24 protein-coding genes are annotated in these 22,403 nt (G+C 66.2%); 18 read left to right on the forward strand and 6 right to left on the reverse strand.

Going from position 1 to position 22,403, the window contains the following annotated elements; translation table 11 throughout:
• Window positions 1-4 precede the first annotated feature (4 nt).
• Genes HHL13_RS14015 through HHL13_RS14030 form a run of 4 tightly spaced genes read right to left on the reverse strand, consistent with a single transcriptional unit; the run spans window position 5 to window position 4,444 of the window.
• Window positions 5-979, reverse strand: coding sequence for a 50S ribosomal protein L11 methyltransferase (locus tag HHL13_RS14015; RefSeq protein WP_169556248.1), 975 nt, complete (start codon window positions 977-979; stop codon window positions 5-7).
• Between the two features lie 47 nt (window positions 980-1,026).
• Window positions 1,027-1,731 (reverse strand): SDR family oxidoreductase, encoded by a 705-nt coding sequence (locus HHL13_RS14020; RefSeq protein WP_169556249.1) that lies wholly within the window; start codon window positions 1,729-1,731, stop codon window positions 1,027-1,029.
• Window positions 1,732-1,755: 24 nt separating this feature from the next.
• Window positions 1,756-3,096: a methyl-accepting chemotaxis protein gene (locus tag HHL13_RS14025; RefSeq protein ID WP_169556250.1), complete on the reverse strand. Its 1,341-nt coding sequence runs from the start codon at window positions 3,094-3,096 to the stop codon at window positions 1,756-1,758.
• A 22-nt stretch (window positions 3,097-3,118) separates the two neighbouring features.
• Window positions 3,119-4,444, reverse strand: coding sequence for a methyl-accepting chemotaxis protein (locus HHL13_RS14030; protein ID WP_206377067.1), 1,326 nt, complete (start codon window positions 4,442-4,444; stop codon window positions 3,119-3,121).
• 290 nt (window positions 4,445-4,734) lie between these two features.
• Here HHL13_RS14030 and sdhC point away from each other — a divergent pair, with 290 nt between their 5' ends.
• From sdhC to HHL13_RS14060, 6 genes are all read left to right on the forward strand, one after another.
• A complete protein-coding gene (gene sdhC, locus HHL13_RS14035; protein WP_240953855.1) occupies window positions 4,735-5,088 on the forward strand; it encodes a succinate dehydrogenase, cytochrome b556 subunit in 354 nt (117 codons plus the stop codon).
• Window positions 5,081-5,467, forward strand: coding sequence for a succinate dehydrogenase, hydrophobic membrane anchor protein (gene sdhD, locus HHL13_RS14040; protein ID WP_169556252.1), 387 nt, complete (start codon window positions 5,081-5,083; stop codon window positions 5,465-5,467). The genes sdhC and sdhD overlap by 8 nt, the downstream gene beginning before the upstream one ends.
• Entirely contained in the window at window positions 5,467-7,269 is a 1,803-nt protein-coding gene (sdhA, locus tag HHL13_RS14045) for a succinate dehydrogenase flavoprotein subunit (protein WP_169556253.1), read from the forward strand. The genes sdhD and sdhA overlap by 1 nt, the downstream gene beginning before the upstream one ends.
• A 1-nt stretch (window position 7,270) precedes the next feature.
• Window positions 7,271-8,035, forward strand: a complete 765-nt coding sequence (locus HHL13_RS14050; protein WP_169556254.1) for a hypothetical protein — start codon at window positions 7,271-7,273, stop codon at window positions 8,033-8,035.
• Window positions 8,036-8,129: 94 nt separating this feature from the next.
• Window positions 8,130-9,134: a C13 family peptidase gene (locus HHL13_RS14055; RefSeq protein ID WP_169556255.1), complete on the forward strand. Its 1,005-nt coding sequence runs from the start codon at window positions 8,130-8,132 to the stop codon at window positions 9,132-9,134.
• 286 nt (window positions 9,135-9,420) lie between these two features.
• Entirely contained in the window at window positions 9,421-10,032 is a 612-nt protein-coding gene (locus HHL13_RS14060; protein ID WP_169556970.1) for an ATP-dependent Clp protease proteolytic subunit, read from the forward strand.
• Here HHL13_RS14060 and HHL13_RS14065 read toward each other — a convergent pair.
• Entirely contained in the window at window positions 10,029-10,772 is a 744-nt protein-coding gene (locus tag HHL13_RS14065; protein WP_169556256.1) for an SDR family NAD(P)-dependent oxidoreductase, read from the reverse strand. The two genes, HHL13_RS14060 and HHL13_RS14065, sit on opposite strands and share 4 nt — an antisense overlap.
• Before the next feature lie 126 nt (window positions 10,773-10,898).
• On the opposite strand from HHL13_RS14065, the gene HHL13_RS14070 reads away from it, so the two are divergent.
• The 5 genes from HHL13_RS14070 to zapE all read left to right on the forward strand — a co-directional run bounded on the left by HHL13_RS14070 (window position 10,899) and on the right by zapE (window position 14,592).
• Window positions 10,899-11,222, forward strand: a complete 324-nt coding sequence (locus HHL13_RS14070) for a helix-turn-helix domain-containing protein (RefSeq protein WP_169556257.1) — start codon at window positions 10,899-10,901, stop codon at window positions 11,220-11,222.
• A gap of 73 nt (window positions 11,223-11,295) precedes the next feature.
• A complete protein-coding gene (locus HHL13_RS14075; RefSeq protein WP_169556258.1) occupies window positions 11,296-12,081 on the forward strand; it encodes a succinate dehydrogenase iron-sulfur subunit in 786 nt (261 codons plus the stop codon).
• The gene (locus HHL13_RS14080) at window positions 12,081-13,040 is read left to right on the forward strand and encodes an MBL fold metallo-hydrolase (RefSeq protein WP_169556259.1); all 960 of its coding nucleotides are present in this window, start codon (window positions 12,081-12,083) and stop codon (window positions 13,038-13,040) included. Before HHL13_RS14075 ends, HHL13_RS14080 begins: the two co-directional genes overlap by 1 nt.
• A complete protein-coding gene (locus tag HHL13_RS14085; protein WP_169556260.1) occupies window positions 13,037-13,483 on the forward strand; it encodes a PaaI family thioesterase in 447 nt (148 codons plus the stop codon). Before HHL13_RS14080 ends, HHL13_RS14085 begins: the two co-directional genes overlap by 4 nt.
• Window positions 13,480-14,592: a cell division protein ZapE gene (gene zapE / locus HHL13_RS14090; RefSeq protein ID WP_169556261.1), complete on the forward strand. Its 1,113-nt coding sequence runs from the start codon at window positions 13,480-13,482 to the stop codon at window positions 14,590-14,592. Before HHL13_RS14085 ends, zapE begins: the two co-directional genes overlap by 4 nt.
• Before the next feature lie 144 nt (window positions 14,593-14,736).
• Here zapE and HHL13_RS14095 read toward each other — a convergent pair whose 3' ends face one another.
• Entirely contained in the window at window positions 14,737-15,279 is a 543-nt protein-coding gene (locus tag HHL13_RS14095; RefSeq protein WP_169556262.1) for a winged helix-turn-helix transcriptional regulator, read from the reverse strand.
• A gap of 55 nt (window positions 15,280-15,334) precedes the next feature.
• Here HHL13_RS14095 and HHL13_RS14100 point away from each other — a divergent pair, with 55 nt between their 5' ends.
• The 7 genes from HHL13_RS14100 to HHL13_RS14130 all read left to right on the forward strand — a co-directional run bounded on the left by HHL13_RS14100 (window position 15,335) and on the right by HHL13_RS14130 (window position 22,397).
• Window positions 15,335-15,760: a VOC family protein gene (locus tag HHL13_RS14100; protein ID WP_169556263.1), complete on the forward strand. Its 426-nt coding sequence runs from the start codon at window positions 15,335-15,337 to the stop codon at window positions 15,758-15,760.
• Window positions 15,747-16,229, forward strand: a complete 483-nt coding sequence (locus HHL13_RS14105) for a hypothetical protein (protein WP_169556264.1) — start codon at window positions 15,747-15,749, stop codon at window positions 16,227-16,229. The genes HHL13_RS14100 and HHL13_RS14105 overlap by 14 nt, the downstream gene beginning before the upstream one ends.
• Before the next feature lie 184 nt (window positions 16,230-16,413).
• A complete protein-coding gene (gene mdh, locus HHL13_RS14110) occupies window positions 16,414-17,376 on the forward strand; it encodes a malate dehydrogenase (RefSeq protein ID WP_169556265.1) in 963 nt (320 codons plus the stop codon).
• Window positions 17,376-17,927 carry a hypothetical protein gene (locus HHL13_RS14115; RefSeq protein WP_169556266.1) on the forward strand — a complete coding sequence of 184 codons (552 nt, stop codon included), beginning with the start codon at window positions 17,376-17,378 and terminating at the stop codon, window positions 17,925-17,927. Before mdh ends, HHL13_RS14115 begins: the two co-directional genes overlap by 1 nt.
• On the forward strand, window positions 17,927-18,475 hold the full coding sequence (locus HHL13_RS14120) for a hypothetical protein (RefSeq protein ID WP_169556267.1): 549 nt from the start codon (window positions 17,927-17,929) through the stop codon (window positions 18,473-18,475). The genes HHL13_RS14115 and HHL13_RS14120 overlap by 1 nt, the downstream gene beginning before the upstream one ends.
• A gap of 42 nt (window positions 18,476-18,517) precedes the next feature.
• On the forward strand, window positions 18,518-19,402 hold the full coding sequence (gene sucD, locus HHL13_RS14125; protein ID WP_169556268.1) for a succinate--CoA ligase subunit alpha: 885 nt from the start codon (window positions 18,518-18,520) through the stop codon (window positions 19,400-19,402).
• A 64-nt stretch (window positions 19,403-19,466) separates the two neighbouring features.
• The gene (locus HHL13_RS14130; protein ID WP_169556269.1) at window positions 19,467-22,397 is read left to right on the forward strand and encodes a 2-oxoglutarate dehydrogenase E1 component; all 2,931 of its coding nucleotides are present in this window, start codon (window positions 19,467-19,469) and stop codon (window positions 22,395-22,397) included.
• Window positions 22,398-22,403 lie beyond the last annotated feature (6 nt).

The raw sequence follows: 22,403 nt of genomic DNA on the forward strand, positions 1-22,403 counted from the left end.
GCCCTCACCAGCTCCCGAACCCCGGCGCTTCGCCCGGCCCGCCCTGTCCGCGCGTCACGCGATCCGCGCCGTATCGCGTCCGCTTGACCAGCCGCAGCGCGGGCCAGTCGCCATTGTCGATCCGGCCCGCCAGACGCAGCCCCTGCCGGCGATAGGCGGTGGCGACAGCCTCGGCCTGTCCCTTCAGCAGCCCGGCGACGATCAGCGTCCCGCGATCCGCCAGCGCCATCGCGACGTGCGGCGCAAGTTCGATCAGCGGTCCGGCAAGGATATTGGCGATGATCAGGTCATAGGGCGCGCGCCCGATCAGCAGCGGGTGCTGCATCCCCGGCGCCGCGGCCAGCGCCAGCTCGCCCATGCCGCCGCCCAGCGCCACACCGTTGATATCGGCATTGTCGGCCGTCACTTCTATCGATCGCGGATCGATGTCCGACGCCGTGGCATGCGCACGCGGCCACAAATGCATCGCGGCGAACGCCAGCAGCCCGGTGCCCGTGCCCAGATCGAGCAGATTGCGCACCTGCGCGCCCGATCGCTTCAGCGCGTCGAGCGTCATCAGGCAGCCCGCAGTCGTCTCATGCGTGCCCGTCCCGAAGGCGAGGCCCGCATCGATCCGGAACGCCTTCGCGCCCGCCGGCACCTTGCCCTTGTTGTTCGCCGTGTGGACGTAGAAGCGCCCGGCACGGACCGGCTCGATCCCCGACTGGCTCATCGTCACCCAGTCTTCGTCGCGCAGTTTCTCGATCTGCGCCTTCACGCCCCTGCTGCTGGGAACGAGCGAATGCACCGCGTCGATCATCCCGCTATTGGGCTTGCCGTCGAAATAGGCTTCGAGCTGCCAGCTCGCGGGATCGTCAGGGATCGTCTCGCTGGTCAGCAGCACCGGCGACGGATCGAGCCCGAGCAGCTCCGCGCTTTCGAAGTCGATCGCCTCGGCTTCGTCGCGAGTGCAGGGAAGCGTGACTTTCCAGCTAGACATCAGTGTGATTCCTTGTCGGCTGCGCCGGGACGGTGCCGGCCCGCTCCCTAACGCACATAGCTTGCACCATTCACGTCGAGCACCGCACCCGTCATCGACGCCGGCGCTTCGAGCGCGCAGAATTTGGCCATCGTCGCGACCTCCTCGGGATCGGCGACGCGGCCAAGGGGAATATCGGCGAGCAATTTGTCGCCACCGCGGCTCGCCACATAATCCTCGGCCATGCCGGTCATGGTGAAACCGGGGCAGATCGCGAAGGCAAGGATGCCCTGCCCCGCATAGCCGCGCGCGATGCTCTTGGTCATGCCGACCATGCCTGCCTTGGACGCAGCATAATGCCAGTGCGCCGGGCTGTCGCCGCGATAGGCGGCGCGGCTGGCGATGTTGACGATCCGGCCGGGACGCCCCTCGGCCTGCCAGTGCCGGATCGCGAAGCGGCAAAGCTGCGCCGACGCGGTGAGGTTCACCTGCATCGTATGTTCCCACGCGGCGACCCAGTCGTCGTCATCCATATCGATCGGCGCGGCTTCGAATATGCCGGCATTGTTGACCAGCACGTCGATCCGCCCATCGAGCTGGTCGAGCGCGGCCTGCCACAGTGCTTTGGGCGCAGCGTTATCGGAGAAATCGGCGGGGATGCCGGCCTTCGTGCTGTGCCCGGCGACACGCGCGCCAGCAGCGGTCAGCGCGGCAAGCGTCGCCGCGCCGATGCCCCGGCTGCTGCCGGTGACGAGGATATGGGGTTGGGACATGCCCATCCCCTAGCCGGAGTTGATTCAGGCCGCCACCGACGAGGAGAAATTCTCCGCTGCGTCCTGCAACTGGTGCAGCCGGTCGTCGACTTCGGTCACGTCGCGCTGAAGCTCGTCGATCTCGCTGGTCACCGTCTTGGTATCCTCCCGGATCGCCCCGATCGTGGCGGACATTGAATCCGCCGCCAGCGCGGTTTCGTCCACGGCGGCGGTGATCGCCGTCACCGTCTGCGCCTGCACTTCCATCGCCATGCGAATGCGGTTCGCGCTTTCCTGCACTTCGCTGACGGTCGAGCGAATCGACGCATTGGTCTCCACGGTCGATTTGGTCGCCGACTGGATCGCCGCGATCTTGGCGGCAATGTCGTCGGTCGCCCGCGCGGTCTGATTGGCAAGGCTCTTCACTTCCTGCGCCACCACCGCAAACCCGCGCCCGGCATCGCCCGCACGCGCCGCTTCGATCGTGGCGTTCAGCGCCAGCAGGTTCGTCTGCCCGGCAATGTCGCGGATCAGGCCCAGGATCGATTCGATCGACTTGGCATGCTCGCTCAGCATCTCGGACATGCCGACCGCCGCGCCCGCCTGCCCCGACGCGCGCGTCGCGATGTCCGCCGCCGCTTCGACTTCGTTGCGCGCATCCTCGATCGCGCGGATCAGGCCCGCCGCGGTCTGCGCTGCTTCGCGCATCGCCACCGCCGATTGCTCAGCCGCCGCAGCGACTTCCGAAGCCTTGCCCAGCATGCCCCGTGCCGAAGTCGATGCGCCGGCAGCCTGCACGCGAATCCGGTTGCCCAGCTCCGCCGCGCCGCCGATCGTGCCCGCGATCGTCTCGCGGAACTGGTCGGTGCGCTCGCGCCGCTCGTCGCGGGCTGCGTCCTGTTCCAGCTCGCGGGTGCGCGCAAAGAGGATGTCAGCCTCGGCCAGCGCCAGCCGCTGGACGATGTCGCTCATCGCGCGAAACCGCACATTGTCGCCGCCGACATGCGCCGCGATCGCGGCAAGCGTCGCATCGTGCGAGCACGACACGGCGGCCAGCTGCGCGGACAGTGAAATCCCCGCCGCATGCGCCTGTTCCGCATGATGGCAGGCCATCAGCATCCATTCGTCGGAGAATGGGCGCTCATATTTGACCTTGGTGTAGCGCGCGCTGCGAGCGATCGTCTTCTTCAGCCGCTCCGCATCATAATGATCGCGCACATGCGCCGTCGCGGGATCGCGCAGATATTGCCGCCAGAAGATCGTCGCCAGATTCTCATATTCGCTCGAAAGAGTCGCAGCGACTTCGGCAGTGCCCGCCGCCAGCCGCCCGTCCCAGTCATAACGGCCCAGCCGCTCCGACAATGTCTGTTTGACGTCCTGGGGCATTGCAGCCTCTCCGATTCTTATTTTACGCGGCGACCTTGGCGACGAAATCGCCGGCGCTGTTCTTCAGGCTGCCGAGCTGGCCATCGAGGGCGGCAAAGCCCTGACCGACCCGGTCGATTTCCGACGCCACCGCCTCGGTATCCTCGCGGATCGCGCCGATCGTGGCCGACATCGAGTCCGCCGCCAGCGCGGTTTCATCGACCGCGGCCGTGATCGCGGTCACCGTCTGCGCCTGAACTTCCATCGCGGTGCGAATACGGTTGGCGCTTTCCTGCACCTCGCTCACGGTCGAGCGGATCGACGCATTGGTCTCAACCGTGCTCTTCGTCGCCGACTGGATCGCCGCGATCTTTGCTGCGATGTCGTCGGTCGCCCGCGCGGTCTGATTGGCGAGGCTCTTCACTTCCTGCGCCACCACCGCAAACCCGCGCCCGGCATCGCCCGCACGCGCCGCTTCGATCGTCGCGTTCAGCGCCAGCAGGTTCGTCTGTCCGGCAATGTCGCGGATCAGGCCAAGGATCGATTCGATCGACTTGGCATGCTCGCTCAACATCTCGGACATGCCGACCGCCGCGCCCGCCTGCCCGGAGGCCCGCGTCGCAATATCGGCTGCGGCTTCGACTTCGTTGCGCGCATCCTCGATCGCGCGGATCAGGCCCGCCGCGGTCTGCGCCGCCTCGCGCATCGCCACCGCCGATTGCTCAGCCGCCGCAGCGACTTCCGAAGCCTTGCCCAGCATGCCTCGCGCCGAAGCCGAGGTATGGACCGCCTGCACCCGCAGCGCATCGCCTTCGCGCGACGCCCGCTCGACGGTCGCGCCGATCGAGTCGCGGAATTCCAGCGCAAGCCGGTCGCGCGCCACCTGCGCGCTATGCTCGCGATACATGTTGTAGATTTCGACCGTGATGTCGCCTTCCAGCGCCGACAGCCGCATCAGCGTGTCGATCAGCGCGGGCAGCCGGGCATCATCCTTGCCGACAAGGCGCATCAGCACTTCGAGCGCGGCGCGATCGCTGGCGTTGATCATCGACAGCAATGCCAGTGGCGGCACGTCTTCGGCATAGGCCGCGGCGACCGAGCGCTCGATCGATTCGATCCACGCGCTACCCGACGTGTCGAGGAAGCGATTGCGCAGGAACACCACGCCGACATCGACCATCTTCTGGGTTTCCTGCGGCGCCCAGTTCCGCTCGTCGGCGAAACAGCGCAGCCATTGCTGCCAATAGGCATCGGAAACGTGGCGGATCTCGCCTTCCAGCGCCAACCATACGGCACGGGCCGATGCGATCAGGTTGTTGTCGAAATCGAAGATGCGCAGGCGCGCGCGCACGTCGATTCGCGCGGCCATCGTCCCGGGCGCGGGCAGGGTTTGGGTCTTCGTGGCGCTGGTCACGGAATCAGTTTCCCCATTGGGTGCGGCGCAAGCCGCGGTCATCCACCGGAGCTATCCACGAAAACGGTTAAGGGCGGGTTAGTCATCGCCTGCGTGATCCTGCAGGGACGTTGCAGCTTGCATCATCGGGCGGCGGGTCTAATGGAGGCCGCAATATTCAATCGGGGAACCTTGCCTTGGCCAATGTCCGCAACACGGAGCGTCCGCTCTCGCCGCATTTGACCATCTGGAAATGGGGGCCGGGCATGGCGGTCTCGATCGTCCATCGCGTTTGCGGCTCCGGCCTCGCCACGGTCGGCGCGATCCTGCTGGTCTGGTGGCTGGTCGCGCTGAGCAACGGGGCGGAAGCCTATGCCCGGTTCGCCGGTCTCTTCACGAAGGAGTCGGGCGACCTCAACTTCCTGGGCTATCTGTTCGGCATCGGCCTCACCTTCGTGCTGTTCCAGCACATGGCCAGCGGCGTGCGCCACTTCTTCCTCGACGCGGGCGACAATTTCGAACTGAAGGCGAACAAGGCCAGCGCCTATGCGACCTTCGTCTTCTCGGTCCTCGCCACCATCGCCTTCTGGTTCGTCATTCTGGAGAAGCTCAATGGGTAACGGCACCAGCATCGGCAAGGTTCGCGGGCTCGGCTCGGCGCACGAAGGCTCGCATCACTGGTGGCACCAGCGGCTGACCGCCGGCGCCAATCTGATGCTCATGCTGTGGCTGATCTTCAGCCTCGCGCTGCTTCCGGCACATGATCAGGCAACCTTCACCGCATGGCTGGGCGAAACCGTCGCCGCCGTGCCGATGATCCTGCTGATCGCGATCACCGTCTATCATTTCCGCCTCGGCCTGCAGGTCGTGATCGAGGACTATGTCCATAACGAAAGCGGCGTCGTGCTGATCGTGCTGATCAACCTCTTCTCCATCGCGGTGGCGACGCTCGCCATCTTCTCGATCCTCAAGATCGCGTTCACGTCCGGGGCCGCCTGATGTCGACTGCCTACAAGATCATCGATCATGCCTATGACACCGTCGTCGTCGGCGCCGGCGGTTCGGGCCTTCGCGCGACGATGGGCTCAGCCGAAGCCGGCCTGAAGACGGCGTGCATCACCAAGGTGTTCCCGACCCGCAGCCACACCGTGGCGGCACAGGGCGGCATCGCCGCGTCGCTCGGCAACAATTCGCCCGATCACTGGTCGTGGCACATGTTCGACACCGTCAAGGGCTCCGACTGGCTCGGCGACCAGGACGCGATCGAATATATGGTCCGCGAGGCGCCCGCCGCGGTCTATGAGCTCGAACATGCCGGCGTGCCGTTCAGCCGCAACGACAATGGCACGATCTACCAGCGCCCGTTCGGCGGCCATATGCAGAATATGGGCGAAGGCCCCCCGGTGCAGCGCACCTGCGCCGCCGCCGATCGCACCGGCCACGCGATGCTTCACGCGCTCTACCAGCAGAGCCTGAAGTACGACGCCGACTTCTACATCGAATATTTCGCGCTCGACCTGATCATGGAGAACGGCGCGTGCCGCGGCGTGATCGCGCTGTGCATGGAAGACGGCTCGATCCACCGCTTCCGCAGCCATGCCGTGGTGCTCGCCACCGGCGGCGGCGGCCGCGTCTATCAGTCGGCCACTTCGGCGCACACCTGCACCGGCGACGGCAACGGCATGGCGCTGCGCGCCGGCCTCGCGCTGCAGGACATGGAGTTCGTCCAGTTCCACCCGACCGGCATCTACGGCGCGGGCGTCCTCATCACCGAGGGTGCGCGCGGCGAGGGCGGCTATCTGACCAATTCCGAAGGCGAGCGCTTCATGGAGCGCTATGCCCCCTCGGCGAAGGACCTCGCCTCGCGTGACGTCGTCGCGCGCTCGATGGCGATGGAAATGCGCGAGGGCCGCGGCGTCGGCAAGGACAAGGACCACATCTTCCTTCACCTGAACCATATCGATCCGAAGGTTCTGGCGGAGCGCCTTCCGGGCATCACCGAAACCGGCAAGATCTTCGCAGGCGTCGATCTGACCCGCCAGCCGCTGCCGGTCACCCCGACCGTCCACTATAACATGGGCGGCATCCCGACCAACTATCACGGCGAAGTCGTGCAGCTGCGCGACGGCGATCCCGATGCGGTCGTCCCCGGCCTGTTCGCGGTCGGCGAAGCGGCCTGCGTTTCGGTCCACGGCGCGAACCGTCTCGGCTCCAACTCGCTGATCGATCTCGTGGTGTTCGGCCGCGCGACCGGCCTGCGCCTCAAGGAGATCGTGAAGCCAAATTCGCCGCACGCGCCGCTGCCGGCGGGTTCGGAGGAGTTCGCGCTCACCCGCCTCGATCATTTCCGCAACGCCAAGGGCGGCACGCCCACCGCGCAGATTCGCGCCGACATGCAGAAGACGATGCAGCGCCACTGCGCCGTGTTCCGCGACAGCGCGCTTCTGACCGAAGGCGTGGCGCACATGGACAAGGTCTATCAGGGAATGCAGGACATCGGCGTGACCGATCGTTCGCTGATCTGGAACACCGATCTGGTCGAGACGCTCGAGCTCGACAATCTGATCGGCCAGGCGCTGGTGACGATCAAGGGCGCCGAGAATCGCAAGGAAAGCCGCGGCGCGCACATGCACGAGGATTATCCGAACCGCGACGACAAAAACTGGATGAAGCACACCACCGCCACCTTCGAAGGTTGGGGCGGCAAGGGCGGCTCGACGGTTCTCGATTTCCGCCCGGTGCACGAATACACGCTCACCGACGACGCCGAGTATATCAAGCCCAAGGCGCGGGTTTACTGAGATGGCATCGCCCGGGAACAGGAGTTTCCGGGCGACGCTGATCGCCGGCGGCCTGATGATGGCGGGCGGCGTGGCGCTCGCGCTCTACGGCCACTCGCTTCCCGTCTATACGGTGTCGTTCGAGCAGGCGACGTCCGCCTGGACGGAATGGTGTAACGCCAGCGGCCCCGATCGCGCGGCCGGAGCGCGCTATCATGCGCTGTTCGGCTGGCATTATGCCCTGATCAACGCGGGCAGCTCGATCGCGGCGGCCGGGCTCACCGTGGCGCTGCTCGCCATCCTCATGCGCCAGACCACAGCATCGGGCGAACCGTGGCTACGGACACCGGAGCGTAGCCTGACCTTCGTCGCGATCGGCGGCGGCGCGATGCTGCTGCTCTGGTCCGGCATGATCCACGGCCTCACCAGCGATCTGGATCGCCGCTATTTCCCGGCCTGCGCGGATTCCATCGCGATCCCGATTTTCGGCATCGCTTCGTTCATGACGATCCTGATGCCCATTCTGGCGGCAATCGGCTTCGTCTTCACCCGGTCGTTCGGCGAGCTGCCCGTGCGGCTCGACCGATGGGACCGCGAACGGCCGCTGCGGTCGTGGATCGTGACCTTCGTCTTCGGCGCGGCGATGATCGGCGGCCTCGCCATCGCCTCGCTCAGCATCTTCGGCGCCGATCTCACCACACCGTCGAGCGTGGTCATCCTCTATCTGCTGGCGGCGACCCGCGCGGCGATGCTCGCGCCGCCGCGAACCAGCGAAGAGAATTGGTAGCCGGTCCCGCAATCGGACCCCATCTCCGCCCTCGCCGCTTGACTTCGCCGCTCACGACACGAGATTGACGGCGTTAACCAATTCGGGGGTGCGCATGCGTTTGGCCGGTTTCGCGCGGATGTTCGGGTTCCTCGCCGCGGCGCTGCTCGCTCCCGCCGCGCTCGCCCAGCCCGCCGCCGCGCCCTATGCCGCGCCCAAGCATGACGGCCTTGGCTGGCCCGGCATCGTCAGCGGCGAAACGCAGGACGCGCGCCAGACCAGCCTCGATGCCGGCCCCGAGCTTCAGCGCGGCCGCTCCGCCCGCTGGACCCTCGCGGAACATCGCCGCCTTTCCAAGGCGCTCGCCGCGATCCAGCCGCAGCGCAAGGGCGTGGTCGACGTCTATGTCATCGCCATCGCGCTCGACAGCGATCCGGTATTCGGCCGCGAGACGCGAGAAGCGGGCAAGGTGCTCTCGCGCCGCTACGGCGCCACCGGCCGCACCATCGTCCTCGCCGGATCGACCGGCGCGGCGCCCAGCGAATTGCCGCTCGGCAGCATGGAATCGCTTACCCTCTCGCTCGCTCGCGTCGCCGAAGTGATGGACCCGAAGGAAGACGTGCTCGTCCTCTATTCGACCAGCCACGGCGCCAAGATCGGCCTCGCTTATCATGACGGCGACGAAGGCTTCGGCCTGCTGACTCCCACCCGCTATGCCGCGATCCTGAACGAGCTTGGCATCAAGCGCCGCGTGCTGATCCTGTCGGCCTGCTATTCGGGCATCTTCGTCCCCGCGCTTTCCAGCCCGGACACCGCGCTGTTCACCGCCGCATCGGACAGCCGCCCGTCCTTCGGCTGCATGGCCGAGAATGACTGGACCTTCTTCGGCGACGCGATGATCAATCACGGAATGCGCAAGCCGCAGTCGCTGGCCGAAGCCGGCAAGGAAGCGCATGGGCTGATCACCCAGTGGGAAGCAGGCGCGCGGCTCCAGCCCAGCAATCCGCAGGTCAGCATCGGCGCCAATGTCGAGACCTGGCTCAAGCCGCTCGAAGCGCGCATCCCCAAACTCGCAACCCAGCCCGTCGGCAAGCCCGCCGCCGAAGCGCTGAAGCGGTAGGCGAGCCGCGCCCGTGTCTTCGCCGCCGGAATCCCTGCTGGCGAAGCTGATTCCGGGCGATCTCGAGAATCAGATTCCCGCCGCGGTCGAGAAAGTGCTGCCCGGAGGGTTCAGGAACCGGCTGGTGCAGGCCGGGCTCGGCGTGATGCTGGCGTTCGGCCTGTCGTTCCTCGTCAAGCGAATGCTCGAATGGCGCGAGCGCAAGGCCGCGCTCGCCCGGCCCGCGCCGCGCCCGGCAATCGCGCGCCCTGCGGAACCGGCGCGCGCGGTGGCGGTTTCGCCCGCCATGACCGAAGCACCTGCCCCGCCTCCGCCGCCCGTGATCCATGACGACGGCACCAGCGCCACGCGCTACCCGCTGCTCGGCCAGCCGCACGTCACGCTTTCGGGCAATGTCGATCAGGCGATGTACCAGAGCTTCCGCGACCAGATCGCTGCCGCGCCGCATCAGGGCACGCTGGTCGTCTCCATCTCCACGCTGGGCGGCGATCCCGAGATCGCCCGGCTGATGGGCGACGAGATCCGCCTGCTGCGCGACTATAACCAGCGCGAGATCCTGTTTCTCGGCAAGGTCGCGGTCTATTCGGCGGGCGCGACCTTCATGGCCGCCTTCCCCGCCGACAAGCGCTTCGTGACGCGCGGCACGCGGATCATGATCCACGAACGCAGCATCACCAAAACGGTCGAGCTCGCCGGCCCGCTCAGAACCTGCGTCGCCAGCCTCAGGGCCAATCTCCACGAGATCGAGGAATCGGTCCGCATCGAGGAAGAGGGGTTCCGCGATCTGGTGGCGGGCACCAGCATCCCCTTCGACGACGTCCGCGCCCGCGCGCCGGAAAACTGGTATATCGAAGCCGAGGAAGCACGCTCCCTCGGCCTCGTGCTGGACGTGATTTAGGCGGTCGCGCCGCCATCGATGTCGATCGTCGTGCCGGTGATGAACGAGGATTCGTCGCTGGCCAGGAACGACGCCAGCGCGGCCACTTCCTCGGCCCGGCCGTAACGGCCCAGCGGAATGTTCGGCAGCATGATCTTGGCCATGTCGCCGTCGGACGGGTTCATGTCGGTATCGATCGGTCCCGGCTGGATCACGTTGACGAGGATTCCGCGCGGCGCGAGATCGCGCGCCCATCCGCGCGCCAGTCCCTGCACCGCCGACTTGCTGGCCGCATAGGTGGCCATGCCCGGGATCATCGACACGTCGCCCGATACGCTGCCCACGATCACCACACGTCCGCCATCGGCCAGATGCGGCACCGCCGCGATCGTACCGGAAACCACACCGTCGACATTGACTGCGAACACGCGGCGGAATTCCTCGAATCCCTCCTGCTCGATCGCCGTCCCGCCAAAGACCCCGGCATTGTGGACCAGGATGTCGATCCCGCCCAGCGCCTCGGCAGTCCGGTCCACCGCTGCGGCAACCGCGGCGCCGTCCGCCGCATCGGCTCGCAGCGCGAGCCCCTTCACGCCTTCGGCCTCGATCGCTCCGACGGTATCGTCGGCAGCCTCGCGGTTGCCGGCATAGGTGATGACGACATCCGCGCCGTCGGCGGCCAGCCGCTTCGCGATCGCCGCGCCGATGCCGCGCGATCCGCCGGTGACCAGTGCGCGCTTGCCCGAAAGTTTCCTGCTCATCTCAAAATCTCCGGTCCCCCGCCGGTCGCTTGCCGGCAGCCGGGACGGAGCCTCATCTGGGAAGCCCGATCTATAGTTCAATATTCCCGAACTATTAAACTGATGAAGCTTTCCTATATGTGATCCATGTCCCGCTTCGTTCACCCCGATCTGAAGGATGTCAGCCTGTCCGCCGCGCTCCATGCGCTGGCCGATCCGGTGCGCCTCGCGATGGTCGCGAAGCTGGCCGAGGGCGAGACGCTCAACTGCACCTCGACCTGCCCGGTCCAGGCGATCCCCAAGAGCACGCTGTCCAATCACTTCAAGGTGCTGCGCGGCGCGGGCATTGTCGAGACCCGCTCGGAAGGCCGCGAGATGCTCAGCACGCTGCGCCGCGAAGCGTTCGAAGCGCGCTTCCCCGGGCTGCTCGCTTCCATCCTGGACAATCAGCGGACCGGTTCGGCGGCCTAAACAGGGTTGCGCTGCGAGTGCGAAAGGCATAGCCCGCCCCAGCGCATTGGGAAGCGCGGAGGGAAGATAGCGAATGGCCGAGTTTCGCCTGCCGAAGAACAGCCGGATCAACAAGAACGGACAGACCCATAACGCGCCCGCCGGCGCGACGCGGATCCGGAAGTTCGAAATCTACCGCTACGATCCCGATACCAAGGCGAATCCGCGCTACGACACGTACGAGATCGATCTCGACGATTGCGGCCCGATGGTCCTCGACGCACTCATCAAGATCAAGTCGGAGATCGATCCGACCCTCACCTTCCGCCGCTCGTGCCGCGAAGGCATTTGCGGGTCGTGCTCGATGAACATGGCCGGCCGCAACGGCCTCGCCTGCACCACGGCGATCGAGGATCTGAACGGCAAGATCCGCATCACGCCCTTGCCGCACATGGACGTGATCAAGGATCTCGTCCCCGATTTCACGCACTTCTATGCGCAGTACAGCTCGATCAAGCCCTGGCTGCAAACGGTGTCGACCACGCCTTCGGGCAAGGAGCGCCTCCAGTCGCCGAAGGACCGCGAGAAGCTCGACGGCCTGTACGAGTGCATCCTGTGCGCCTGCTGCTCGACCTCGTGCCCCAGCTATTGGTGGAACAGCGACAAGTTCCTCGGCCCGGCGATCCTGCTCCAGGCCTATCGCTGGCTGGCCGACAGCCGCGACGAGATGACCGGCGAGCGGCTCGATGCGCTGGAGGATCCGTTCCGCCTGTATCGCTGCCACACGATCATGAACTGCGCGAACGTGTGCCCCAAGGGCCTGAACCCGGCCAAGGCGATCGCCGAGATCAAGATCATGGAAGCCGAGCGCACGATCTGATGCTGCGCGCGCGTCTGGCACTGGCGGCGGCGCTGTTGCTCGGCGCACCCGCCACGGCGTCCAGTCCCGACCCGGTTCAGCGCCTCGACGATCATACGATACTGGTCCCCGGCGGCGTCGAGCCCGGCCGCCAGCCGGACGGCAATTCGGTCCTGATCGAAGGGTCCGGCGGGCTCATCCTGGTCGATACCGGCCGGCACAGGGCGCATGTCGATCGCCTAATCGGTGCGGCGGCGGGCAAGCCGATCGTTGCGGTGATCAACAGCCATTGGCACCTCGATCATGTCAGTGGCAATCTGGCGATCCGCGCGCGCGATCCGCAGGCTCGCGTCTATGCCACCGGTGCAATCGATCAGGCGCTGACCGGCTTCCTCGCGCGCAGCGCGCAATCGAACCGCGAAGCGCTGGCCTCGGGCAAGCTCTCGCCGGGACTGGCCGAGGATATCCGCGGCGATCTCGCCACCGTCGCGCGCGGCCGCGAACTGCGTCCCGATATCGTCATCGACCGCAGCCAGAACCTGACGCTGGCGGGCCGGCAGCTGGTCCTGAACGTCGCGCCCCATGCCGCGACCGAAGCCGATCTGTGGGTTTATGATCCGTCGGCGAAGCGCGTTCTCGCCGGCGATCTGGTCACGCTGCCCGCGCCGTTCCTCGACACCGCCTGCATCGATGGCTGGGAAAGCGCTTTGGCCGCGATCGAGCGCACCGATTTCGAAACGCTCGTCCCCGGCCACGGCCCGGTGATGTCCCGCGACGAATTCCGTACGTGGTATCTCGGCTTCACCAGCCTGGTCGATTGCGCCGGTAGCGACCGGCCGATGGCCATCTGCGCCGGGGGCTGGCTTGCCGTCGCCCGCCGCTTCCTGCCGCCCGGGCAGGCCGACGATTTCAGCAGCATGGCCTTTTACTATGGCGAGTTGATCCGCTCGGGCAAGTTGCAGGCGAACTGCCCGGCATGACCGAAGCCCTGTTCCACTATGGCGAGGATCCCGATGCGCCCGGCTGGATGCGCTGGGAGCTGCGCGAGCGCGGCCGCTACAACGACTTTCTCGGCCCCCTCTCCACCCGGCGCGAGGGCGATATCGCCCGCGTGCGGATGACGCCCGGCTTCAGCCATTCGAACCTTGGCAACAATGTTCACGGCGGCACGATGCTGGGCTTTATCGACGTGGCGCTGTTCGGCGGCGCGCGGGCGCTGGGCGTGCTCGGATCGCAGCGCGTGGTAACGCTCGACCTGTCGACCCAGTTCATCGGCGTGACCCGGCTCGGCGTCCCGCTCGAAGCGCGCGTCGAGCTGCTCCGCGAAACCGGCCACCTCATCTTCCTGCGCGGACTGGTCGTGCAGGAGGAAGCCATCGTCGCCAGCTTCACCGGAACCGTGCGGAAGCTCGGCGAGCGGTGAGCCACGTCCTGGAGAAATACCGGGCGCTCGTCGCCGCGGGCGAATTGCGCGAGGACGCCGAACAGGCCGCCGCCGCCGCCCGGCTCGATGCTCTCGCGGTCCAGCTCGAAGCGGTACCGAAAAAGGGCAGCATCCTGTGGCGCGCGCTCGGCCGCCAGCCCGAGGCGCCGCGCGGCGTCTATCTGTGGGGCGGCGTCGGCCGCGGCAAATCGATGCTGATGGACCTGCTGTTCGAAAGCCTCGACATCCGCCGCAAGCGCCGCGTCCATTTCCACGAATTCATGCTCGAAGTGCACCAGCGCCTCAATGTCGAGCGGCAGAAGGACACGCCGGACCCGGTCGTCGCGGTCGCCGAGGCGATGGTCGAGGATATCCGCCTGCTCGCGTTCGACGAGATGGTGGTCAACAATCCGCCCGACGCGATGATCCTCTCGCGCCTGTTCACCGAGATGATGCGCCACGGTGTCACGATGGTCGCCACGTCGAACCGCGCGCCGAACGACCTCTACAAGGACGGCCTCAACCGCCAGCTCTTCATGCCCTTCATCCGTCTGATCGAGGAGAAGATGGACGTGATGGCGCTGAACGGCCCGGTCGATTACCGGCTCGACCGGCTGGGCCAGGTCGATACATGGCACGTTCCCAACGGCCCGGAGGCAACCGCCGCGCTCTCCGCCGCCTTCTTCCGCCTGACCGACTATCCGCCCGAGGATCGCGAGCATGTCCCCGGCTGCGACATCCCGGTACAGGGCGGGCGCGAGTTGCACGTACCCAAATGCCTGAAGGGCGTCGCGGTCTTCTCGTTCAAGCGGCTGTGCGGCGAAGCACGCGGCGCTGCGGACTATCTCGCCATCGCCCGGCGTTTCCACACCGTGCTGATCGTCGGCATCCCGAAGCTGGGCGCGGAGAACCGCAACGAAGCCGCCCGCTTCGTGACGCTGATCGACGCGCTGTACGAACACAAGGTCAAGCTGCTCGCCGCCGCCGATGCCGAACCGGAGCATCTCTACGAAAAGGGCGATGGCCGCTTCGAGTTCGATCGCACCGTCAGCCGCCTGATGGAAATGCGCTCCGACGAGTATCTCGCCGAGGGGCATGGCGAACGCTGAGGCGCAATTTTCTCGGTCGTCCGGAGGTGCCCGGAAGGCCACCCACCACCGTTCGCCCTGAGCTTGTCGAAGGGCCCTCCTCTCCTCCCGACAATCAAAGAAGAACGGTGCTTCGACAGGCTCAGCACGAACGGAATTGAAGGATCACCCCAGCATCGCTCCCGCCAGATCCTGCCCCCGCCCGGTTAGCCCATAGAAAGGCACCGGCGGAAACTGGTCCTCCAGCCGCCGCTTTACCAAATCCTGCCCGATCATCCCCTGCAAGGTCTGCGACAGCGCGCGCGGCGTCACCGGCGCCAGCCGCGACTGGAGCGTGCCGAACCGCGTCCACTCCGCCCCCAGCCCCGCGACTACCGGCAGCCCCCAGCGCGGCAGATCCGCAGCGGCCAGCCCGAGCTTCTCGCGCGACGCCATGATCCGCTCGCATGCGCCGCCCACCGCAAGGCCCGCTTCGGTCAGCACATATTCGGGCCGCAGCGGATGGCCATGCCCCGGATTGGGCGCCACCCAGCCCGCGTCGCGCAGATGCTGGAGGCATCGCGTCAGGCTGTGGCTCGACAGGCCGAACCGCGCCGCGATCACCGCAAAGCGTGATCCATGCTCGCGGCTCAGCAACGCCATCACCGGCATTGCCCAGCGATTGGCGGTCAGCATCCGGAGCGTGGTCTCGTCGAGCAGCGTTGACATCAAAACCAAATTGATATGAACTATATAAACGGAACCATAGAGTCGGGAGTGCCCCATGACAACCACGATCGTTCAGCCCCAGCCCGCAACCGCCCCCGGCATCGCCTATGACGGCGGCCTCACCTGCGCGCTGGGAGTCGCCAGCCTCGACGCGGCGATCGAATGGTACACCGGCATCCTCGGCATGACCCTGCTCTACCGCCGCGACGACATCGCCTGGGCCGAACTTACCACCGGCGTCGATCGCGTGAACATCGGCCTCTCGCAGAACGAGACGGTCGGCGGCACCGGCGGCGCGACGCTCACCTTCGGCGTGACGGATATCGAAGCCGCCAAGGCCGCGCTCGACGCCGCCGATGTGCGACAGGACGGCGAGATCATGGAGATCCCGGAAATGGTAAAGCTGCTCACCTTCTACGATCCCGACGGCAATGCGCTGATGTTCTATCAGGATCTGTCGAACGCCCATGAAGCGGCGTGACCTGCTTCGCGCCGGGGCATTGCTGCCATTGGGCGCGGCGCTCCCGGCCGTAGCGGAAACTTTCGATCCCGGCTGGCTGATCGGCGGCTGGTCGGGCGAAGGCAGCTTCATGGGCCGCCCGAGCAGCGCGACCCTCGATGCACGCATGGCGATCGGCGGCAAGTTCCTCGAGATCGAATGGCAAGTCGCAACCACGGGCGACAAGCCCGTCCGTTACGAAGGCCGGGGGCTTTATCGCCCCGGCGCTGGCGGGTGGGACGGCCACTGGTTCGACAGCAGCGGCGCGATCCGCCCGCTCGCCGCGTCGATGGAGAGCACCGCCGTCCGTGTCCAATGGGGCACCGCCGAAACCGAGCGCGGCACCAGCCTCTATGCCCTGGCCGGCGATACGCTGATCGTCGAAGATACCGTCCTCGCCGCGCAAGGCCCGCGAACCTTCGCCACGCATCGGCTGAAGCGCCGTTCATGACGTAGCGTAAGCTACGGTTTACCCACCTTATTGCACTTGCGAATTAGTCGCAAAGATAATCCCGTATCTGCATCTCCTATGGGTTGCGGCCTCGCGCGTATGCGCCTAAGCGACCCTCGTTTTTCCGAGGTTTCGCGCCACAACTGCGCCCAACAGACCCCAACGTCGCCCAAGGAGAGTTCCAATGGCCCGCAAGAAGATCGCCCTCATCGGCGCCGGTAACATCGGTGGCACGCTCGCCCACCTCGCCGCCCTCAAGGGCCTTGGCGATATCGTGCTGTTCGACGTGGTCGAAGGCGTGCCGCAGGGCAAGGCGCTCGATCTGTCGCAGTGCGGCCCGGTCGAAGGCTTCGACGCGAAGATCATCGGCACCAACGATTATGCCGACATCGCGGGCGCAGACGTGATCATCGTCACCGCCGGCGTCGCTCGCAAGCCGGGCATGAGCCGCGACGATCTTCTCGGCATCAACCTGAAGGTCATGAAGGCCGTCGGCGAAGGCATCGCCGCCAACGCACCCGACGCGTTCGTGATCTGCATCACCAACCCGCTCGACGCGATGGTCTGGGCGCTTCGCGAATTCTCGGGCCTCCCGCACCAGAAGGTCGTCGGCATGGCCGGCGTGCTCGACTCGGCGCGCTTCAGCCACTTCCTCGCCGACGAGTTCAACGTCTCGGTCAAGGACGTCACGTCGTTCGTCCTCGGCGGCCACGGCGACACGATGGTCCCGGTCATCGAATATTCGACCGTCTCGGGCATTCCCGTTCCCGACCTGATCGAGATGGGCTTCTCGACCAAGGAGCGCATCGACGCGATCGTCCAGCGCACCCGCTCGGGCGGCGGCGAGATCGTCGCGCTGCTCAAGACCGGCTCGGCCTATTATGCGCCCGCGACCAGCGGCATCGCGATGGCCGAAGCCTATCTCTACGACCAGAAGCGCGTCCTGCCCGCGGCCGCGCACCTCACCGGCCAGTATGGCATCGACGATCTCTATGTCGGCGTGCCGGTGATCATCGGCGCCGGCGGCGTCGAGAAGATCGTCGAGATCAAGCTGAACGACGAAGCCAAGTCGAACCTCACCGTGTCGGTCGACGCGGTCAAGGAACTGCTGGTCGCCTGCAAGGGCATCGACAGCTCGCTCGGCTGATGCTGGCACTGGCCGCCTTGCTGTCGATCGGCAGCGCCTCTCCGGAGGCGCCGTTGCTCGATTCGTTCAAGGCGGCCTGCCAGAATATCGACAATTTCGAAGCCGCGCGCAGCGAAGCCGCGAAGGCCGGCTGGGAAGCCGCGCCGGAAGACGCCGAACCGCGCATCGCCAATCTGCTCAAGCTCGGCCGCGAAGCGATCGGCGACAGCGGCAAGATCAGCGGCGGCACTTATCGCCAGTCGTTCGACGGCACCACGGTGTGGCTGGTCCTGTCGCGCTTCGAGGACAAGTCGGGCTTCTGGGGCAATGGCTGCCGCGCCTATGATTTCGCCGCGACCGCGCCGTTCGACGCCAAAGCGCTCGAAACTTGGCTGGGCAAGGCGCCGACCGGCAATGGCGAGCAGGACGGCATGACCCGCCAGAGCTGGGAACCCGGCTGGCGCGACGGCGTGTCGATCGAAGCCACCTATATCCCCGCCGGCCATCCCGGCATCGGCAACACCGGCCTTCAGGGCCGCGTGCTCGTCGCCGAAGCGATCGGGGGCTTCTGATGCTCGCGCCGCTTCTCGCCCTGCTCCTCGCCGGAACGTCCCAGGCCGCGCCGATCGAGAGCCGCGCGCTCGCATTGTTCGACGCGCAATGCAGCACGCTCGATTCGACCGACGCGCTGATGGCGCGGATCAGGGCAGCGGGCTGGCAGCCCTATGATCCGGCGGGCACGCCGCTCGCGGCGCTGCTTGCCTATCATGCCAACGAGCAGCAGCCCGGCTGGAAGCTGGAGAACTGGGCCTTTGCCCAAGGTGCGGATCGCTCGCTGATCCTCGTCGTCACGCGCGCTGGTCGGCCGGACAATCCCTCGGTCGAATGCCGCGTATTCGCGCCGGGCATGAAGCAGCCGCCATCGATCGCCATTGTCGAGACATGGGCCGGCGCCGCGCCCAAGCAGAAATTCGATCATTCGGGCGTGCTGGCGTGGGAATGGTCCCCCGGCCTTCGCGCCAGCCACTCGGGCGGCACCGCCGTCCTCTATATCGCACCGGATTCACCGATGCTGGCGCAGTTCAAAAGCCCCGGCCTGATGATCGCGGCCCAACGATGATTTCTCCCGACCCCATTTCTCTCCACGGAGCCTGATAAGCCCATGAGCATTCTGATCGACAAGAACACCAAGGTCATCACCCAGGGGATGACCGGCGAGACCGGCACCTTCCATACCCAGCAGGCGCTGGCGTACGGCACGCAGATGGTCGGCGGCGTCACCCCGGGCAAGGGCGGTACCGAGCATATCGGCCTGCCGGTGTACGACACCGTCGCCGAGGCAGTGAGCAAGACCGGCGCGACCGCCAGCGTGATCTACGTTCCGCCCCCCTTCGCGGCGGATTCGATCCTCGAGGCAATCGACGCCGAAGTGCCGCTGATCGTCACGATCACCGAAGGCATCCCGGTGCTCGACATGGTCAAGGTGAAGCGCGCCCTGTCGGGTTCGAAGTCGCGCCTGATCGGCCCGAACTGCCCCGGCGTGCTGACCCCCGGCGAGTGCAAGATCGGCATCATGCCCGGCAGCATCTTCTCAAAGGGTAGCGTCGGCGTCGTGTCGCGCTCCGGCACCCTCACTTATGAGGCGGTGTTCCAGACCACCAATGCCGGCCTCGGCCAGACCACCGCAGTCGGCATCGGCGGCGATCCGGTCAACGGCACCAATTTCATCGACGTGCTCGAGCTGTTCCTCGCCGACGACGCCACGAAATCGATCATCATGATCGGTGAAATTGGTGGCGATGCCGAAGAGCAGGCCGCACAATTCCTGATCGACGAGGCAAAGCGTGGCCGCAAGAAGCCGATGGCCGGCTTCATCGCGGGTCGCACCGCGCCTCCGGGCCGTCGCATGGGCCATGCCGGCGCGATCGTGTCGGGCGGCAAGGGCGATGCCGAAAGCAAGATCGCAGCGATGGAAGCCGCCGGCATCCGCGTTGCAGCCAGCCCGTCCGAGCTGGGCTCGACGCTGGTCGAGGTCCTCAAGGGCTGATTTTTAAGGCGTGGCGCTCCATATCATCCTCGATGTGAGCGCTAACAAAGGTTGGGAATGACCAATGGGCTATGAAGGCCTGGACTTCGACGACATCGCCGGCGGCGTGAGCCCCGGCTTCGTCGAGACGCTGTACAAGAAGTTCAAGGCCGACCCGTCGTCGGTCGAAGCCGGCTGGCGCGACTGGTTCGAGGGGCTGGAAGGCGCCTCGACCGGCCCCAGCTGGGCGCAGCCCAACTGGCCGCCCAAGGACACCGACGCGCTCACCGCGGCGATGGACCCGACCCAGATGGAGCCCGCGCCGGCCAAGCCCAAGGGCGGCGCGCCCGCCCCGGCCGCGGCCCCTGCCGTCTCGGCCGACGAGATCGCTCGCGCCGCTGGCGATTCGATCCGGGCGATGCTGCTGATCCGCACCTATCGGGTGCGCGGTCATCTCGCCGCCAATCTCGATCCGCTCGGCCTCGCCCGGCAGGATCTGCCCGCCGATCTGACGCCCGAATATCACGGCTTCACCGGCGCCGACCTCGATCGCCCGATCTATCTCGGCGGCACGCTGGGCCTGCAAAAGGGCACGATTCGCGAGATCGTCGCGATCCTGCAGGCCAATTACTGCGGCAATGTCGGCCTCGAATATATGCACATCTCGGACGTGGAGGAGCGCCGCTTCCTCCAGGACCGGATGGAGGGCAAGGACAAGGCCATCCAGTTCACGCCGGAAGGCAAGAAGGCCATCCTGAGCAAAGTGATCGAAGCCGAGCAGTGGGAGAAGTTCCTCGGCCGGAAATATGTCGGCACCAAGCGCTTCGGCCTCGACGGCGGTGAAGCGATGATCCCGGCGATGGAAGCGATCATCAAGTACGGCGGCGCGCAGGGCGTCCGCGAGATCGTGTACGGCATGGCCCATCGCGGCCGCCTGAACATGCTCGCCAACGTGCTGGCCAAGCCGTTCCGTGTGATCTTCCACGAATTCTCGGGCGGCTCGGCCAATCCTGAGGATGTCGGCGGCTCGGGCGACGTGAAATATCACCTCGGCACCAGCACCGATCGCGAGTTCGACGGCATCAACGTCCATATGTCGCTGGTCGCCAACCCGTCGCACCTCGAAGCGGCCGATCCGGTCGTGCTCGGCAAGGTGCGCGCGCAGCAGACCTTCCGCGGCGATCTGGACAAGCACCAGCAGGTTCTCCCGGTCCTGCTGCACGGCGACGCGGCCTTTGCGGGCCAGGGTATCGTCTGGGAATGCCTCGGCTTCTCGGGCATCCGCGGCTACAATACCGGCGGCTGCATCCACTTCATCATCAACAACCAGATCGGCTTCACGACGAGCCCGCAATTCGCGCGCTCCTCGCCCTATCCGTCTGACGTCGCCAAGGGCGTCCAGGCGCCGATCCTGCACGTCAACGGCGACGATCCCGAAGCCGTGACCTTCGCCTGCAAGGTCGCGATCGAGTTCCGCCAGACCTTCGGCCGCGACGTCGTGATCGACATGTGGTGCTATCGCCGCTTCGGCCATAACGAAGGCGACGAGCCGAGCTTCACCCAGCCGCTGATGTATGCCCGCATCAGGCAGCATCCGCCGGTCAGCGAAGTCTATGCCAAGCGCCTCGTCGCCGAAGGCTCGATCGACGCCGGCTTCGTCGATGGCAAGGTGACCGAATTCACCAATCTGCTCGAAGGCGAGTTCGAAGCCGGCGCTTCGTACCTGCCCAACAAGGCGGACTGGTTCGCCGGCCGCTGGTCGGGCCTGCACGCTCCGGCCGATGCCGAAGGCGCACGCCGCAATCTGGAAACCGGCATCGAGCAGAAGCTGTTCGACAGCCTCGGCCGCACGCTGACCGAGATTCCGGAAAGTCTCACCGTCCACAAGACGCTGAACCGCGTGCTCGACGCCAAGCGCGAGATGTTCAAGACCGGCGAGAATTTCGACTGGGCGACCGGCGAAGCCCTCGGCTTCGGCTCGCTCCTTTCGGAAGGCTATGGCGTCCGCCTCTCGGGTCAGGATTCGGGCCGTGGCACCTTCAGCCAGCGTCACGCCGTCTGGGTCGACCAGAAGGACGAGCACAAATACGTGCCGCTGGGCGAGATTCCGCACGGCCGCTTCGAAGTGCTCGACAGCCCGCTGTCCGAATATGGCGTGCTCGGCTTCGAGTACGGCTATGCGCTCGCCGACCCGAAGTCGCTGGTCCTCTGGGAGGCCCAGTTCGGCGATTTCGTCAACGGTGCGCAGATCATGATCGATCAGTTCATCGCGTCGGGCGAAGCCAAGTGGCTGCGCGCCAACGGCCTCGTGATGCTGCTGCCGCACGGCTATGAAGGTCAGGGTCCCGAGCACAGCTCGGCGCGTCCGGAACGCTTCCTCCAGCTCTGCGCGCAGGACAATATGCAGGTCGCCAACGTCACCACGCCGGCGAACTATTTCCACCTGCTCCGCCGCCAGATGCACCGGTCTTTCCGCAAGCCGCTGATCCTGATGACGCCCAAGTCGCTGCTGCGCCACAAGCTCGCGGTGTCGAAGGCGTCGGACTTCATCGGCGACACGCACTTCATGCGCATCCTGTCCGATCCCTCGGCTCCGGCCGACAAGGACGTGAAGCGCCTCGTGCTGTGCACCGGCAAGGTCGCCTACGATCTGATCGAAGCGCGCGACGCGGCTGGCGACAAGAATACCGCGATCGTCCGGATCGAGCAGCTCTATCCCTTCCCCAGCGAGCCTCTGGTCAAGCGCCTCCAGCGCATGACCAATGTCGAGGAAATCGTCTGGGCGCAGGAAGAGCCGAAGAACAATGGCTATTGGTTCTTCGTGGAGCCGTTCATCGAAGAGTGCCTGAAGCAGGCCGGAACGAAGGTGCCGCGCGCGCGCTATGCCGGTCGTGCCGCTGCCGCTTCGCCGGCAACCGGCCTGATGAAGCGCCACCAGGCCGAACAGGGCGCGCTTGTCGCCGACGCACTCGGACACAGCGTCCGTGAAGAAATCCGCAGAACCCGGAAAGGCTGATCTGCA

It is taken from the genome of Sphingomonas sp. G-3-2-10 (assembly GCF_012927115.1).
Taxonomy (GTDB): Bacteria; Pseudomonadota; Alphaproteobacteria; order Sphingomonadales; family Sphingomonadaceae; genus Sphingomonas.